The sequence below is a fragment of the Psychrobacter sp. M4 genome (assembly GCF_055699795.1).
Map to the genome: position 1 here is coordinate 1,910,789 of NZ_CM146740.1, position 17,163 is coordinate 1,927,951.

The window sequence follows — 17,163 nt, forward strand, 5'->3', positions numbered from 1 at the left end:
ATTACTATATATGTAGAGCATGTCCACAGCGATCACAGAACGTCGCCCCGACAGCGTGGCCAAATTTACCGCAGTTGGGACAGGCTATAGGGTTTAGTTGCGGGCGCATGTTACGCGCAAGCTCAGCAGTAAAAATACCTGTTGGCACCGCAATAATGGAGTAACCCGTTATCATCACCATGGATGCAATCGCTTGTCCGATTGGCGTTTTTGGTGACATATCGCCATAACCGGTTGTAGTTACTGTTACTACCGCCCAATAAATAGACACCGGAATGCTAGTAAAACCGTTCTCTGGTCCTTCAACTACATAAATAATCGAACCAAAAATAGTGACTAGTAGCACCAGCGATAAGAAGAAGACAGTAATTTTTTGTTGACTGGTTTTAAGCGCAGAGGCCAAAAAACCCGCTTGCTGCATGTAGGCTTTGAGCTTGAGTACACGAAACACACGCAAGATACGTAGAATACGTATCACCAGTAGATACTGTACCCCGCCGAAGAACAAACTTATATAGCTTGGCAATACGGATAGTAAGTCGACTATACCAAAAAAACTAAAAGCGTAACGTAGACGATTGGGCGCTGAAAATAGTCTTAAAGCGTACTCGATAGTAAATAAAAGAGTAAAAAACCACTCAGCATAAAAAAACAAAGTGCCATATTGCAAGCGCATATAGAGCACGCTATCAAGCATTACAACGGCCACGCTGGTCAAGATTGCAATCAATAATACAATATCAAAGAGCTTACCTAAGCGCGTGTCTGTGCCTTCAATAATGACATGAATGCGGTTACGTAGGTGAGTAATAGCTTCAGTAGTTGGTTGCTTCATAGAATCAGTGGCTTCACAAAATCAAGAGCTTGGTAGCGCCCTACAATCTAAAGTGGTGTAAATAGGATTGATTAGTCAAAATATATAAAGGTGGTTTATAATGTGGTCCACTCAAAACGGTTATCATGACATAGTAGTTGCCACAGTGTAGCAAAAAAAGACTTCTAACAACATATAAATTGCTAAGGATATAATATGGCAGGTCATTCAAAATGGGCCAATATTAAACATCGTAAAGCCCGTCAAGATGCCGTAAAAGGCAAGGTATTCACTAAAATTATCCGTGAGATCGTCTCAGCAACCAAGCAAGGAGATCCTGATCCCGATAAGAATCCGCGTCTGCGTGCAGCTATCGAAAAGGCCTTGTCAGTCAACATGACTAAAGACACGATTAATCGGGCAGTCGATCGCGGGGCTGGTGGCGGTGACAATGACAATATGGAAGAGATCAGCTATGAAGGCTATGGTATTGGCGGTGTCGCCGTATTGGTCCAGACAATGACTGATAATGTCAATCGTACCGTCAGTGAGGTACGTCACGCTTTTACCAAACATGATGGTAATTTAGGGACATCAGGATCAGTCGCCTATCTCTTTAATAAACGCGGCGAGATCAGCTTCAACGATGTCAGCTTAGAAGATGAGGTTATGCTGGCAGCATTGGATGCTGGCGCTGTAGACATTGAAAACGATGGCGAGACGCTAGTTGTGATTACTGAGGTGGATAATTTTGGTCAAGTTCAAGATGCTTTAAATAAAGCGGGTTTGAGCTCTGACAACGCTGAGGTCACTATGGCGCCCTCCACTATCGCTGAGATTAATAATATTGATGATGCCCAAAAAGTGATGAAAATGATCGATATGTTAGAGGATATAGATGACGTACAAGAGGTTTATAGCAATGTACATTTTTCGGATGAAGTTATAGCTCAGCTCGAGGAGTAGCTCGGTCTTTAATTAAATTTAACTGCAAAAAAGCCAAACGTTAATTGTAGCGTTTGGCTTTTTTATATAACTAGACACTACCTTCATACCCTACATTTACCCCCTTCAAGCGCTAACAAGTACTCTTTTTTATCAAGCCCGCCAGTATAACCGCCAAGCTTACCATCACTAGCGATTACACGGTGGCAAGGAATAATGAGGCTAAATGGGTTTTTACCATTAGCGTTCGCTACCGCGCGAAAGCCTTTAGGATTGTCGATGCGGCGAGCTAAATCAGCATAGCTTATCGTCTCGCCGTGGTTGATATCTTGCAATGCTCGCCATACCTTTTGCTGAAACTCAGTTCCTAGTGATAAATCTAACGGCAAGTCAAAATCTTTGCGCTGCTCTTGCGCGTACTCATTGATCTGATTGATCGTCTCTATTAATACAGCCTGAGCAGGGTCATTTATGCTTAGGCTATTTTTGTCAATAAATTTAAAATCACTATTATCTAATTTATAACGTTTTTTAAGCTTGGCAAATGATTTTGAGTCCGTCCACCATTGATCTTTAGATAGCCAACTTACCTCAGCAAGCTTGGGCTCATCTTCAATAGTGTTACCAGTATCGGTTTGCTTAGCCATCAAAACTAAGATGTAAGTTTGTAAGTTCGTCATGGTCACTAGCATCATTATTACTCCTTAGTTTCAAATAAGAATGTGTCAAATGTACAAAACCCTATTCTTTATCATCAGTCTCAAACAATGCCGCCACAAACTGCTTGGGACTAAAGGCACGCAAATCATCAATCGTCTCGCCAACGCCGATATAGCGAATAGGTACATCAGTGGTTTCAGCAATATTAAAGACTACCCCACCCTTTGCCGTACCATCGAGTTTAGTGATCGTAATACCGGTTAAGGGTACCACTTTGTTAAACAGCTCAACCTGATTTATCGCATTTTGGCCGGTGCCAGCATCAAGCACAATCATACCTTCATGGGGCGCACTTGGGTCAGCCTTACGCATCACGCGCACCACCTTTTCAAGCTCTGCCATAAGATAGGCTTTATTCTGCAAGCGTCCTGCGGTATCAGCGATCAATACATCGATATTTTTGGCTTTAGCTGACTGCATGGCATCAAAGATCACCGAAGCACTATCTGAGCCATGTCCTTGGGCAACAACGGGTATGTTATTGCGCTCACCCCAAATTTGTAGCTGTTCGGTGGCAGCGGCGCGAAACGTATCGCCAGCTGCTAACATGACTGACTTGCCTTCCCCTTGTAGACGTTTGGCAAGCTTACCAATGGTAGTTGTTTTGCCGACGCCATTGACCCCAACGACTAAAATTACAAACGGCTTTTTGCTGGTATCGATTACCAGTGGTGCAACTTTTGGGGTCAAAATATCTACCAGCTCACTTTGTAGCGCTTTGTATAGTGCATGAGCATAAATAAGATCACCGCGCGCCGTCTGTTCAGTCAAACTTTTGATGATACGATTGGTCGCATTGACGCCGATGTCAGCCACCAATAATTGATCTTCAACCTCTTCTAATAACTCATCGTCGATCTCTTTACCACCGATAAGGATGCTTACCATGCCCTCAGCTAGGTTTTTTCGTGATTTACTCAGTCCGCTCTTCATGCGGTTGAACCAACTGCCTTTTTGGCGACCTTTTGGTTCTAAATCCTGATCTTGCTGATCTAAATCCTTAGGTAGCTCTGCACTTTTAGCACCGCTACTCTTGCCCAACTGCTCTTGCAAAGGCATAGTAGGCACAAGCGTAGAAGCTGGTTTTACGTTATGATCACTAATAGGTACTGTTGATGTTTTTTGCGTCTCAGGCGTTACAATTGGCGCGCCTAAAGCGGTATGCTCATCAGCAAGCTTGACACTAGAGTCAGGTTTAGCCTCAGGCTCATCAGCGATAGTGACTGATTGCACTGGTAGACTGGGTAAGGTAATATCATCGTCATCTAAGTCATCAAGGCTACCATCAAGATTGATGACGACGCGGTTGGCATTGTTTGGATTGTTCATACGTTTGCCCCAAAAATTATCAAGATTAGAGTCAGAGTCGACTACATAGTTATATAGTAATCATGCTCCACTATTATTAGAATCAAAGAAAATATTAGAATGAAATATAAATAATAGGTTAGTTTAGCATAGTTCAGCTACTGCTCAGTGTTGTCTATAATAGGAAATAGTAAAGCATGGCCAAGCTGCAAGAAAGTTAAGCTTAAGATTTAGACACAAAAAACTGACTCTGCTAGGCGCAAATTTAGCTACTGCTTATTCATACTTACCGATGCTTGTCTGCTTTAAGCAATTATTTGACTATTTGCATTTTTTAGTCACTATCTAGGAATAACCATGCCATCTCAAGTACTATTGAATCTACTAAATAATATGAGTTCAATAAAGCCAAAGAGTCCATCAAGCAGTAGCGAACTGAGCAATCAGTTAAGCTTTAAGCACTCATTTATCTCCCAAAAAGCCAAAGTGCTAAAATTATTTTTTGTTTTAGGGATTTTGTCATTTTCAGTGGGAGGCTGCGCTACTTTGCAGGCGCTTGAACCAACGGCTGTACTGATTTCCGATATAAAAGATATTTTATAATAGTTATGGTTCAAATAACTGCGCTCATTACTATAAATTAGGAATGTTTATGTCATCAATACCATCAACTTGTGTCAACAAAGCATCTATAACAAACGCCTCTACGCTTTCCTTTGCCTGGAGCATCGGAATCATTATGGCTATAGCCATACTAGCGTTAGCAAGCGTAGGCTGTAGTACGACGCAAGAATTTAAGCCAACCGCTAGTGTCATCGTTGGTGGACACAAATCAATCTAACACGCGCTATTATCTATCACTCCCTATCTTATAAGTAGAAAGTCTATGCCTTCGTTTTTATCCTTGCCTGCCATTGCTATACCAGCTAGCTCGTCATACTATCTAAAACAACCGATACTACGTATAGCATGCGCCGTCGCTTTGGCAGCTACTCTTGCCGCTTGTCAAAGTACGCCTACAAACCAAACCGCACCTGCTATTACCTCTTCTAATATAGCGTCAATCGTAAAACCCTCAGATTCAGACAATGAATCATCGACGCTAGCGATAGATTTATCAAATCGTCATGAATATCAGTTGCAAAATGGTCTGAAAATTATCGTCAAAGAAGACCACCGAGCGCCAGTCGTCATGACTCAGATTTGGTATCGTGTTGGCTCAGCGGATGAACCTGTGAACAAAGGCGGTATCTCGCACCTGCTTGAGCATATGATGTTTAAAGGTACCACTAACGTCTCAAGCGATGATTATGAGCGCTTGATTGCTAAATTTGGTGGCGTCAATAATGCTTTTACCAGTTACGATTATACCGGTTATTATGAGCTATTCCCTGCCAATCGTCTGGCATTGGCGCTTGAGCTTGAAGCGGATCGCATGACCAATTTGATATTCGATGAGTCAGAATTTGCCAAAGAACATCAAGTGGTTATGGAGGAGCGTCGTCAACGCACTGATGATAATCCATTAGCAAAAGCTTATGAGTCGTTTCGGCTATTAGCTTTGCCCGATAGCCCCAAAGGCGAATCAGTTATAGGCCCTATGCAGGAGCTTGAGTCTATCGAATTAGAGGAATTAAAGGACTGGTATAGGACTTGGTATGCACCCAACAACGCAACGCTTGTTATTGTCGGTGACGTTGAACCACAAGAAGCCTTGGCACAAGTTAAACGCTACTTTGGCGATCTAAAGCCTAGCACTACCTTGCCCAAACGGCCTGCCGTCAATCAAGCAGGGTTTCGCGGTTATCAGCAAGTTGAGTCAGAGCAAGCAGTAGAGGTGCCCGTACTGCTGATGGGATATAATGTGCCAAGCTTACTGACGGTTGCCGATAGCAATGAAAATCAAGCTTATGCCTTATCGCTGGCCCAAGATGTCTTAGATGGGGGCTTATCCGCGCGCCTAGAGCGCAGACTGGTACGCGAGCAAGGTTTACTGACCGCTGTTGGCACCTCTTATGACCTGCTAGATCGCGGCGATGGGCTGTTCTTAATTCAGGCAACCCCGCGTGAAGGCGTAAGCTTGGCGGCCGCGCAGCAAGCGATTATAGCTGAGATTGACAAGCTAGCAGCTGAACCTATCAATCCCGATGAAATCAGCCGTGCCAAAACCAACACCGTGACAGGTCTAGTCTACGCTCAAGACAGTATGGCAGGTCAGGCTCGCATTATTGGCTCCCTACAATCTATCGGCCTTGATGATAGATTGCTAGCAGCCTTGCCATCCAAGCTTGATGACATAAGCGCGGCTGACATTCAAAACGCAAGCAAAAAATATTTGGTAAAAGATAATCTAACTGCTATGTATATCGTACCGCCCAAAGATAAGTCTGAAGCTGATACTACAGTAAACTCTGAAGAGAGGCCTTAATAGCCAACTTTTGGTAGACTATATAGCATTTAAAATAGAGTTATAGTTAATCCTGAATAAAACTGGCACACTCTATGTCGTGTGCGGCTAATATTAATTTCGCGCAGCCTCTGTCTGCGTAGGCACAGCACGCAAGGGAAATTAATATCAGCCGCACTGTACCTATTTTAAAGTGTGTTAACTATATTTGTAAGCTAAGTTTTTAAAATAACCGATTCTTTTGTCAAAGACCATTTACGTTAAGAAGAAACATATGACTCCTAAAAAATCAACAATTAATCTAAGAGTTGGCGTACTATTAGGGTTGGCAGTACTTGTCTCCCCTGTTTATGCAGAATTGGCGGGCGCGGAGGACTACCGTGACTCTACAGCGGCTATCGATACTAGTGCTCCAATCAAAGCATTATCAAAGCTAACTAGCATCGATAATGCCAAACCCTTGAAGGTGACAGTACCTACTATTGAACATTTTACCACTGCAGCTGGTGTGCCAGTGTCTTTTGTGCAAGCGAGCACCCTGCCTATTGTCGATATTGATCTGCGTTTTAATGCTGGTAGCGCCCGCGATGGCAACATACGTACGCAAGGTTTTGGTATCGCCAGTATGACCGCCACCATGCTTACCCAAGGCACTGAAAGCTTAGCTGAAGACGACTTTACTCGTGCGGTGGAGACCTTGGGAATTAATCTTAATAGCAGCGCCTATAAAGATATGTTTATCGTCTCTCTGCGTAGTTTATCTGATGATGAGCATCTGCTACCTGCTATTGATCTAATGACGCAGATGCTCACTGAAGCTACCTTTGATCCTCAAATTCTTGCCCGTAATAAAGCGCGTCTATTGGTGGGCTTACAGCAGCAAAAGCAGGACCCAAGTAGCCTTGCCAGTCTCGCTTTTGATAAAGCTTTATACGGCTCTCACCCTTATGCACACCCCTCTTCAGGTACGCTTGAGAGCGTCCCCAGTATTGAGCAAAAAGACTTAACTGCTTTTCAAAAGCGCTACCTAGTCGCAGACAATGCCACCCTTGCAATGACAGGTAATCTGACTTTAGCGCAAGCAAAAGCGCTGGCTGAGGGCATCACTAGCGATTTACCTAAAGGCTCTGCTGCAGCTACTTTACCTGAGCCCAAACCGCTTACCCAAACCGAGCATATTCATATCCCTTTTCCAAGTACGCAAACCACAGTCTTGATGGGACAACTGGGTAGTAAGCGAGCTACCGATCCCAAAGAGCAGCAACAGCAAACCAACTTTGCTGTTGGTAACGAGGTATTGGCAGGCGGAGATTTCAATGCTCGCTTGATGACTGAAATTCGACAAAATCTAGGTTACACTTACGGCATCTCAGGTGCAATGAATCCAATGCTCACCCGAGGCCCTTATCAAATCGGCTTCTCAACACGTAATGATAAAGCTCGTATGGCTATCGATGCAAGTTTGGCTGTAATTGACGATACTTTAGATAACGGCATCACTAAAGATGAGATGGCGCTTACGACTGACAACATGAAGAATAGTTTTCCAATGAGTTTCGCTAGCAATGCTGGCATCAATGGTCTACTTGGAATGATGAATTTTTATAAATTACCAGATGACTATTTAACCAATTATATGAGCCGTATCGACGATGTGTCTTTACCTGCGGTCAACCAAACGCTGCGCGATACGCTTGATCCAGATAAGTTTTTGATTGTAACCGTTGGGCAAGACAACCCTTGGCAAACACCAGCTTCTAAGGCTAACTAGCTTTTTATAATCGACGTTTAATCTATGATTGTTATTGACACGTCGTAGTTTAAACGCTTAGGTTTATACGCGACGCCATCATAGGTCAAGCGAATCACGTGCTTATCATAAGAGGCAACTCGGTATTTACCGTTAGCAAAGTTATGGATAGTAGGGACAATTAATAAAGCTTCTATTTGAGAGCTATCGAGATCGACAGTGATCTGTTGTCCGGCGTCGGGATATAAAAAATAATCGCAGTAATTATCAACCATGACCTCATTCTTACGTTTAATGGTACTACTGCCAATATCTTTTTGCACAAGTTTAGGACAAATATCTTTACGCTCAGCTGCCAATCTTGCGTAGGTGTTTTTGATATTGCATTCAATGTCATCAGCTTCCTGCTTAGCAGATGGGGACGCTGTATCTGTCGCTACTGACGTAGAATTTTCAGAACTACAAGCGCTGATACTTAAAAAAGAGACAAGATATACAAGGAATATTAGTGGCATCATTAAAGTGAGTTTTAACCTTCGAGCAGTCATATGGTGAGACTTAAACTTATACACACTATTATCAAACCAAAATCCTTTGTAAATCTATTTGTATGTAATATTACCATTTTATTTTTTATCTTTTATTCAGTACAACTTTAGCTCTAACCCTAAATTTGATATCAGTAACGACAAGATGAGCTACTGCTAGCGTGGTTAAAGCCCCATTTGCGGTAACCTTGCGTATCTAAATGTATAGCTCCCGTTGAATACAGCCCCAATCCAAAATTATAAGATTGACCTTGATACTGCCAAAACTGGCACAGACTATCTTGTAGATTACTGAGCATCCATAAATTATTACTATACTCTGGGACCCAGATATCTATAGCACTGGCGGTCATATGCTTACTGTTTCTTGCACCCCCCGCACAGGCATTAAGGCTAGGACTACGATATACAGAGCGTATTTGGCTGCTTGCAGGCAAGATACCTTGACTCTTTAACTGGCTATAAAGTCGTAAAGTAGGGACGATATTTGACCATAGCTCCTGCGGTGGTAACTGATAGGGCTCATAGCCACATTGATTCCAGCTACGGGCGGTAGACAAAAGCTCTTCGAGTGGTGGAACGTTTTGAACACCAACTTGTGAGTTCAAGTAACGTTGATAATTAGCAATCTCTTGTGCTCGGTAACTGCTGCTGTTGGCCCACGAATTAAAGTCCATATTCGCAAACTGATTATAGGTGTTATCGACTGTACTATATCTAGAGGAGTAAGTAGGACTATTATAGGAAGGAGTATTTTGATTTGGGCGACGCACGCTAACGCTTTTATTCTCTTCTATCGATAGTTTGGCATCAAAATTGTACTCGCGCTGCTTTTGTTCGATTAAACCTTGTATACTATCACCGCCCAAACTATTACTGCTATTGTCATTTGTTCTGATAGAAGGGCTGATGTAGGCATTGCTATGACGAACTTGAATACGTCTCTCGCTACTATCATTCAAAATGGCGGCATAGCTGGCGCTAGTACTGGCAAAAATAACAAGAGCAAATGTAGGTTTTATCATTGATATCATATAGTACGATAACATTGTAGAATGGCAATAGTTTTTTTGGTGGCTGGATGTATTATCTTGTTCAATGGATAAACTATGTTGAAAGCTTTGACTTCTATTGTTTACATGAGCCATAGGTATTATTACCACTAAAAATATTTAACGATACTACCAAATTTTAGGTAGTCAAGCTAAACTATTACTACCTGTATCGACTGATAATTTTATTATTAACATTTATCATCACTGTATTCAATTATAGAGTTACATTATTACTATTACATCAATTTGTTTCTTTTTATTGAATTTTAGTTGTATTATTGTATCTTAATTAGTTCAATTCATCAATGTTCTAAGACTATTTAATGATACTTAGTTTTTCTATAGCAAACCTTATATAGTTTTTAATTTTATTAATGATCAACGGTATTTTGCTTGAACTTTTTCATGTTTGATTACAGTATCCTATTATAGTCCCATCGCCTATGTCTTTTAATCCTCAGTACCGATTCTCTCGTCAAAGTCATCATTTCAGTCAGCAGTATGAACGCACACTATGGCAGCGTATTCATATAGACCCTTGGTTGACTGTCCTTCTATTAACTATCTGTTGCATTGGTTTGACGATTTTATATAGTGCTTCAACCCAAGACGTTAGCATGGTTGTGCGGCAAGTAGTTAGTTATGGGGTCGCCTTTACTGCCATGTTTATTATGGCGCAAGTACCGCCTAATATATATCGTACGTTTACCCCTGTATTTTATGTGTTGGGATTAATACTATTGGTACTAGTCGATATTATTGGCGAAGTACGCATGGGCGCGCAGCGCTGGATCAATTTACCAGGATTTGGTAGTGTGCAACCATCGGAGTTTATGAAGCTTGGCATGCCCATGATGTGCGCCTGGTTTTTATCTAAACGTGATCTGCCCCCTTCATTTTCAAGTGTATTAATAACACTAGGTATTATCGTAGTACCAGTATTATTAATTGCTAAAGAGCCGGATCTTGGTACGTCTCTACTTGTAGCTGCCAGTGGGCTCTTCGTATTGTTTTTAGCTGGATTATCATGGTGGATGATCTTCGGTGCCATAGCTTTAGCAGTACCTTTTGTGACCTTTGCTTGGCATTTTTTATTACATGACTATCAAAGGACAAGGGTACTAACGCTTTTCAACCCTGAAGGCGATGCTCAAGGAGCAGGCTGGAACATTATCCAGTCCAAAACAGCGATTGGTTCTGGTGGTTTATCGGGTAAAGGCTATCTTGATGGTACCCAATCCCATCTACATTTTTTGCCTGAAGGTCATACTGACTTTATCATTGCTGCTTTTTCAGAGGAGTTTGGTTTACTCGGGGTAATACTTCTCATGTCAATATATGCTTGTCTATTAGTCCGAGCACTATATATTGCCTTCACTAATCCTGACATTTATAGTCGTTTATTAGCAGGCGCTATAGCTATGTCGTTCTTTGTATACATCTTTGTCAACGTCGGTATGGTAGGTGGTATTCTGCCTGTCGTCGGTGTCCCTTTGCCTTTCATCAGTTACGGCGGTACTGCCATTGTAACGTTAATGGCAGGATTTGGACTTTTAATGTCTATTCATACGCATAAAGTAAACGCATAGACGTGCGGTCTTGTCGCTCGTTTATGGTCAAGCCATAGCCTACTATAGCTGATGTCAAACTTAGGCTACAAATTAGTATTAGGACATTACTGGTATGGTTTTTGCTTATCTACTGTACCTACGCTCATCTACTGTATCTACGTAGTTTTAGCGTGACCAAAATTCATACTATTAATCCTGTAGCGTTTTTATAAAAGATAAACTATATTTAGAGAAAAACTATAAAAAATAAATAAGCGTATTACTCTGATAAAAAATACTTTAATACTCTTACGTTAAAAATTTCTAGATTAAATTGTTTTAATGGTGTATAAGTTTTTCGCTATATTTTCCAGTAAATTTATATATTTGGTATATCGAATATATAGAGAGATTCTATTATTTTTACCGTAAATTTAATAAAAATACAAAAATAATTTTTATCTTTTTACCTCACCAGTATTACTGCGAAAACAATGAAAGGCTATGTTTATCTTTCTAAACTGTTGTTATTGTTACTATAATATGTAGATACTTTCTTAATTAACTTATTATACTAGCAACTATTGTTAACTATTACGCTCATATTTTAGGACTTGTTTTTTATAAAATTTTGCGCTACTCTACTTTCTACTGGTTTTTGATACACAAAGTGTACAGAGCTACTAATAAACTTTTCACTTGGTTATATTTTAGTTGTAGCTAATCCGTATAGTAGGCGTTTAAGATTTTATAGGTTTAATTAAAAGACGGCTTTAATATTTGTAGCTTGTTTTTCAGTAGTCAACCTTTTAGATGGCAAACTACTATTTTATGCGTATTAATTATTAAATGAGAAATCAATTATATTTTAAGTCCTGTACTACCTTTCTAATATTATATAGTCCTTTGATAATAGTAACTAGTTTAAACTTAAATATGAATTGACTGGCATGCATGTAAACAAAGACTTGTGACTAGGTTTTAATATAAGCTATAGAGGTATTTATGAATAAGCGTTTATCTGGTTTACTTACTCTGTCAATGTGTGTGTTTGCTGGTTCTACAGTAGCAACTCAAGCAAATGCAGTCGATGCTCAAACCTCTCTTACTACTTTCTCCCAAGATAATGCCTCCCATATTGATCGTGTACTTGGTGAGCTTACCCGACAACACGACAACGCTTCAAACTTAGTCAAATCTGCCCGCCAACCTACATCATTAGCATTAAATAGCTCGTTGCTTACGAGTACCGATGATAGCAGCGAAGTGACTAACGATGAAGATGTGTTAGAACGTCTAACAGCAGTCGCCTCTAATTCTGTTAGTAAGTTTAAACAGAGTGGTTTGGCTTCGTGGTATGGTCGTAAATTTCATGGCCGCAAGACCGCTAGCGGTGATACTTTTGACATGAACGCTCTAACCGCTGCTCATCGCTCATTGCCACTGAATTGTTATGTAAAAGTCACCAATAAAACCAATGGTAAAAGTGTGGTGGTAAAAGTCAATGATCGTGGCCCCTTTCATGGCAACCGAGTATTAGACTTATCCTATGGCGCTGCCAAACAGTTAGGTATTACTAACAAAGGCGTTGGTAACGTTTCTATTGAACGTGTTTCAGGGCCATAATTCTAGACGCTGCATTAAAAATAATATTCTCAGTGTTAAACATGATAGCTTCAATATAAAAAGGTGTCAGACTCATATAAGTTTGGCACCTTTTTTAGTGAATATCTATTTTAGTAAGTATTTAAAACTATATCTCAAATGCTTTTTCGATGGCATCGTCTAGGCGCTCTACAGCTATTACGCTAATACCTTTAAACTGTGCTGAGGTACTAGCAGGAGCGTTCGCTTTGGGGATGATGGCATGAGTAAATCCATGCTTCATAGCCTCTTTTAGCCGCTCTTGCCCGTTAGGGACAGGACGTATCTCCCCTGACAACCCTACTTCACCAAACACAGCTAATGATGAAGGCAGCGCTTTTTCTTTGATACTAGAGGCGCAGGCCAGTAGCACTGCCAGATCAGAACCTGTCTCTATTACTTTTACGCCGCCCACCACATTGACATAAACATCCTGCCCGCTAGTATGGATGCCGCCATGCCGATGCATAACGGCTAGCAGCATCGATAATCGCTGAAAATCAAGCCCTAAGGCCATCCGCCTTGGCTGCCCTTGAGAATCATCTACGAGCGCTTGTACTTCAACCAGAAGTGGACGTGTGCCTTCTCGGCTGACCATAACTACTGAACCGGCAACGGGCTTATCATAGCGGCTCAAAAAAATAGCTGAGGGATTGGCAACTTCTTTAAGACCCATATCTGTCATACCAAAGATACCTAGCTCATTGACCGCGCCAAAACGGTTTTTTACCGCGCGAATCATACGAAAGCGCGAGTCAGACTGACCCTCAAAGTAGAGCACGGTATCAACCATATGCTCAAGTACTCTTGGACCTGCCAATGTACCTTCTTTGGTCACATGACCCACTAAAAATAGCGCGGTACCTGTCTGTTTGGCATAGCGGGTTAAAATAGCAGCCGACTCGCGAATTTGACTGACCCCGCCCGGTGCTGAATTTATGGCATCGGTATAAATAGTTTGGATAGAGTCAATGATCGCTATAGCTGGCTGCTCTTGAGTAAGGGCGGCGCAAATAGTTTCAACATTGGTTTCGGCCAGTACTCGCAAGCGATCAGCGGGTAAATCTAAGCGTTTGGCACGCATCGCTACTTGCGCGAGCGACTCCTCACCTGTCACATATAGCGCGCTGCCTGCTAGCGAATCTGCGCGCGCCATATTGGTCGCTGTTTGCAAAAGAATAGTGGACTTACCAATACCTGGATCGCCGCCGATAAGCACTACAGAACCTGCTACCAAACCGCCGCCCAACACGCGATCAAACTCGCTGATTCCGGTTGGCATACGCGCATCTAAAGTCACACTGACCGCATTTAGCGGCATAACTGCACTATGTGTCCCTGAATAGTTCCCGGCTGGTGCATTAGCGCTTACGCTGCGCGGTGTACCGCCGCGATTGGCTGTGGGCTTAGAGGTGCTTTTATTATGATGGGGCATGCTGACATTAGGAGCTTCAACCAAGCTATTCCATTCGCCACAATCAGAACATTGTCCCGACCATTTACCAAAGTGAGCAGCGCAGTGCTGGCAGACATAGCTGCTTTTATTTTTTGCCATCGTGTATAGGCCTTCTTTGAGTAGCAGATAAAGAAAAAATAATTAGAGTTACAAAGAATAACGAGCTACCGTTGACACGGTCAGCTCATAAAATGATTAGGATAGGTAAAGTATTTTGTTAAACCAGTTGTTTTGATTGATACAGATAAGAATAGAGCTATAAGAAGGTGTTTAAGCTTGAAAATCCTTACCCAAATAGACAGATTTTACTAAATCATTGTTTAGAATATCTTGTGCCGTGCCATCAGCGATAATAGCGCCCTCTGAGACGATATAAGCTTTCTCGCAAATGGCTAGCGTATCTCGAACGTTATGATCAGTAATTAACACTCCGATACCACGATTCTTGAGGGTCATAATGACCTCTTTTATATCGCTTACCGAGATAGGATCTACGCCAGCAAAAGGCTCGTCTAACAATATAAACTTAGGATCAGCCGCTAAAGCGCGTGCAATCTCACAGCGGCGACGCTCGCCGCCTGAGACACTCATGCCTAGCGATTTTCGCACATGTTCTAGATGGAACTCACCGATCAGTTTTTCAAGCTCCTGGCCTTGTTCAGTGCTCGTTAATTCTTTACGGGTTTGTAAAATAGCTAAAATATTATCTTCAATGGATAGCTTACGAAAGATAGACGCTTCTTGCGGCAAATATCCGATACCAGCGCGGGCACGCTCATGCATAGCATATTTTGATAAGTCCATTTTACCTAAAGTAACCCGGCCTTTATCCATATTAACCAGACCAACTACCATGTAAAAACTGGTTGTTTTACCAGCGCCGTTAGGTCCTAATAAGCCTACGACTTGACCTTGCTCAACAGAAAATGAGACATCTTTTACTACCCAGCGCTTGCCATAACGTTTACCTAGATTTTGCATAACTAGGCGCACAGCAGGGCTCACTGGCGACCGCTGATCAGTGTTTCTATACTCGCTCATAACTTACTCAGACTATTATATAACATGAAGACAGGTACCAGCTTTAAAGACAAGTTTGATGAATCTTGACACATTTAGAACTTAGATAAATAAACGCTCAGTTAGCGTATACCACTTTGATTGGTATTACTGCTAGGCGGCAGTATCAGCTCAACCCGCTGGCTGCTTCCCGCAGTTGCCTCAACATCACCTGCCTTTAGACTATAACGTATGACATTACCAGCAAAGCTAGCGCCATTTTGGGTCAATTTAGCATTACCTTTTAGCGTAATAATGCCATTTACTGCGTTGTACTCAATCTCGTTAGCTTGTCCTTTCGCTAAGCCTTTTTCTTGAGTAACCACTTGCTGCATAGTCGCAGGACGTCCTGTTGCAACAGCAGAATTAATACTGCGCTGCGGTGACAAATTAACGGTTATATTATCAGCGGTAAGCTTGAGCGTACCCTGCGTAATAATGACATTGCCGGAGTAACTGGTAACCCCAGTACGCTCGCTATAGGTAGCCTTATCTGCTAAAAGTTTGATCTCTTGATTGGCATCTGAGGGTAATGCTTGGCTATATAAAGGCAGCATGAATAGCACAGCGATCGGTAACGCACGCCGTTTACTTAGGTAGCGCTGCGCTTTAAAATGCTTGGCAGACAACAATTTAGATTTCATACGCCGTTACTCTTTTTATAGTTGATTATTAATAGGTACCACAAACTTTTAAACTATCAGGTAGTATCCACACAAAAGATTAAAACAAAGCTTGATCTTGACGCTCAGCTGGTGTGAATGAAACGGCAACTTGCCCAAACTCATATTCCCCCGTTTCAAGATTGGCTATCATGTTTGAGGCCTCAAAACGGTTCATACCTTGTACCACCTTGACAGCTTCATCACTATAGACTTGTCTAGATTTAGTGTTACCCTTTAAGGTCTGACCAGTCACTTGAATAGGTTCTTTATCTGAATTACTAGTACTATTTGTACCGCTCTCCTCTGCGTCCACGGTATCCTCGCTAACAAGAGTAAAACCTCCTGATAAGCTCAGCTCGCCCGTCTGCTGATTAATGGTAGCACTACCAGCTTGGATTCGATAACGCAGCTCAGCGGATGGCTCCCAGTTCATAGTAATACCAGACATCTCATCTAGATTGGTTTCAGGATTATGAGTTAGTGATTCGGCGTTAAGCTCGTACTCTGTTTCACCTTGCTCATTGGTCTGTACCGCCTGAATATCTGTAGCCTCGTAATCAACTTCTGAAGCCTCTATATTGACAGGTGGCGATATCTTACCTTGTTGCTGAAAGAACCACCCTGCAATACCGGCAATAATTAAAGCCAAGACGATTAGTATCCGAGTATTCACGACAAGTTATCCTGAGATGATTCATCAAGCGTATAGCGAGCAATAAAATCCTGATAATGACCGTGACCTTTTAAGATAAGATCACATACCTCACGTACCGCGCCCATGCCCCCGCTACGAGTCGTCACCATATCACTGCGATTGATAACCTCTGTATGAGCGTTGGGTACAGTAGCAGCAAAACCAACCGTTTGCATGGCCTTAATATCCGGTAGATCATCACCCATATAAGCACAGTCAGCCGCGCTGATATTTAGCTTTGGATCAAGTGTTAACAGCAGCTCATTTAAAGCGATCAACTTATCATCACGGCCTTGTACGACATAATCAATGCCTATCTCAACCGCACGTTTGTCCACCATAGGACTACTACGGCCAGTAATAATAGCCGTCAGGATACCATAACGCGCCAAGGACTTAATCCCTATACCGTCTTGTACTGAAAAGGCTTTGGTCTCAGTACCAGTAGCATCATAGATAATCTGACCGTTGGATAAAATACCATCAACATCTAAAATAAGCATTTTAACTTGACCAGCTTTTTTGATTAAGTCTTGCATAATGTATCT

General features: G+C 41.9%; 17 protein-coding genes. 7 read left to right on the forward strand and 10 right to left on the reverse strand.

The features are described 5' to 3' along the window. Positions 1-4 precede the first annotated feature (4 nt). Positions 5-835 carry an ion transporter gene (locus ACR63N_RS07755; protein ID WP_367104414.1) on the reverse strand — a complete coding sequence of 277 codons (831 nt, stop codon included), beginning with the start codon at positions 833-835 and terminating at the stop codon, positions 5-7. A gap of 195 nt (positions 836-1,030) precedes the next feature. Here ACR63N_RS07755 and ACR63N_RS07760 point away from each other — a divergent pair, with 195 nt between their 5' ends. Then, on the forward strand, positions 1,031-1,780 hold the full coding sequence (locus ACR63N_RS07760) for a YebC/PmpR family DNA-binding transcriptional regulator (protein ID WP_472781804.1): 750 nt from the start codon (positions 1,031-1,033) through the stop codon (positions 1,778-1,780). 83 nt (positions 1,781-1,863) lie between these two features. Here the strand turns inward: ACR63N_RS07760 and ACR63N_RS07765 are convergent, their stop codons facing one another. Next, entirely contained in the window at positions 1,864-2,454 is a 591-nt protein-coding gene (locus ACR63N_RS07765; protein WP_472781805.1) for a methylated-DNA--[protein]-cysteine S-methyltransferase, read from the reverse strand. A 46-nt stretch (positions 2,455-2,500) separates the two neighbouring features. Next, the gene (gene ftsY, locus ACR63N_RS07770; RefSeq protein ID WP_367104412.1) at positions 2,501-3,808 is read right to left on the reverse strand and encodes a signal recognition particle-docking protein FtsY; all 1,308 of its coding nucleotides are present in this window, start codon (positions 3,806-3,808) and stop codon (positions 2,501-2,503) included. Between the two features lie 336 nt (positions 3,809-4,144). On the opposite strand from ftsY, the gene ACR63N_RS07775 reads away from it, so the two are divergent. From ACR63N_RS07775 to ACR63N_RS07790, 4 genes are all read left to right on the forward strand, one after another. Next, the gene (locus ACR63N_RS07775) at positions 4,145-4,390 is read left to right on the forward strand and encodes a hypothetical protein (RefSeq protein WP_367106975.1); all 246 of its coding nucleotides are present in this window, start codon (positions 4,145-4,147) and stop codon (positions 4,388-4,390) included. Positions 4,391-4,439: 49 nt separating this feature from the next. Next, positions 4,440-4,628, forward strand: coding sequence for a hypothetical protein (locus tag ACR63N_RS07780; protein WP_367109503.1), 189 nt, complete (start codon positions 4,440-4,442; stop codon positions 4,626-4,628). Between the two features lie 45 nt (positions 4,629-4,673). Continuing rightward, complete coding sequence (locus ACR63N_RS07785) at positions 4,674-6,215, forward strand: M16 family metallopeptidase (RefSeq protein ID WP_472781806.1); 1,542 nt, start codon at positions 4,674-4,676, stop codon at positions 6,213-6,215. Between the two features lie 253 nt (positions 6,216-6,468). Next, positions 6,469-7,965, forward strand: a complete 1,497-nt coding sequence (locus tag ACR63N_RS07790) for a M16 family metallopeptidase (protein ID WP_472781807.1) — start codon at positions 6,469-6,471, stop codon at positions 7,963-7,965. A 17-nt stretch (positions 7,966-7,982) separates the two neighbouring features. Here ACR63N_RS07790 and ACR63N_RS07795 read toward each other — a convergent pair whose 3' ends face one another. Both ACR63N_RS07795 and ACR63N_RS07800 read right to left on the reverse strand, forming a co-directional pair. Beyond that, entirely contained in the window at positions 7,983-8,492 is a 510-nt protein-coding gene (locus ACR63N_RS07795; RefSeq protein ID WP_367104408.1) for a hypothetical protein, read from the reverse strand. 131 nt (positions 8,493-8,623) lie between these two features. Further along, the gene (locus tag ACR63N_RS07800; protein WP_367106972.1) at positions 8,624-9,517 is read right to left on the reverse strand and encodes a D-Ala-D-Ala carboxypeptidase family metallohydrolase; all 894 of its coding nucleotides are present in this window, start codon (positions 9,515-9,517) and stop codon (positions 8,624-8,626) included. Between the two features lie 473 nt (positions 9,518-9,990). Between ACR63N_RS07800 and rodA the strand changes: the two genes are divergently transcribed. Together rodA and ACR63N_RS07810 are read left to right on the forward strand one after the other, a co-directional pair. After that, complete coding sequence (gene rodA, locus ACR63N_RS07805) at positions 9,991-11,136, forward strand: rod shape-determining protein RodA (protein WP_367104406.1); 1,146 nt, start codon at positions 9,991-9,993, stop codon at positions 11,134-11,136. Between the two features lie 966 nt (positions 11,137-12,102). Continuing rightward, positions 12,103-12,723, forward strand: coding sequence for a septal ring lytic transglycosylase RlpA family protein (locus ACR63N_RS07810; protein WP_472781808.1), 621 nt, complete (start codon positions 12,103-12,105; stop codon positions 12,721-12,723). Positions 12,724-12,850: 127 nt separating this feature from the next. Here ACR63N_RS07810 and radA read toward each other — a convergent pair whose 3' ends face one another. The 5 genes from radA to ACR63N_RS07835 form a co-directional block, all read right to left on the reverse strand. Further along, positions 12,851-14,296, reverse strand: coding sequence for a DNA repair protein RadA (gene radA, locus ACR63N_RS07815; RefSeq protein WP_367106970.1), 1,446 nt, complete (start codon positions 14,294-14,296; stop codon positions 12,851-12,853). A 171-nt stretch (positions 14,297-14,467) separates the two neighbouring features. Then, entirely contained in the window at positions 14,468-15,238 is a 771-nt protein-coding gene (lptB, locus tag ACR63N_RS07820; RefSeq protein ID WP_472781809.1) for an LPS export ABC transporter ATP-binding protein, read from the reverse strand. 101 nt (positions 15,239-15,339) lie between these two features. Continuing rightward, a complete protein-coding gene (gene lptA, locus ACR63N_RS07825) occupies positions 15,340-15,813 on the reverse strand; it encodes a lipopolysaccharide transport periplasmic protein LptA (protein WP_367104472.1) in 474 nt (157 codons plus the stop codon). Between the two features lie 166 nt (positions 15,814-15,979). After that, complete coding sequence (gene lptC / locus ACR63N_RS07830; RefSeq protein ID WP_472781810.1) at positions 15,980-16,594, reverse strand: LPS export ABC transporter periplasmic protein LptC; 615 nt, start codon at positions 16,592-16,594, stop codon at positions 15,980-15,982. Next, the gene (locus ACR63N_RS07835; RefSeq protein ID WP_367104403.1) at positions 16,591-17,154 is read right to left on the reverse strand and encodes a KdsC family phosphatase; all 564 of its coding nucleotides are present in this window, start codon (positions 17,152-17,154) and stop codon (positions 16,591-16,593) included. The genes lptC and ACR63N_RS07835 overlap by 4 nt, the downstream gene beginning before the upstream one ends. Between the last annotated feature and the right edge of the window lie 9 nt (positions 17,155-17,163).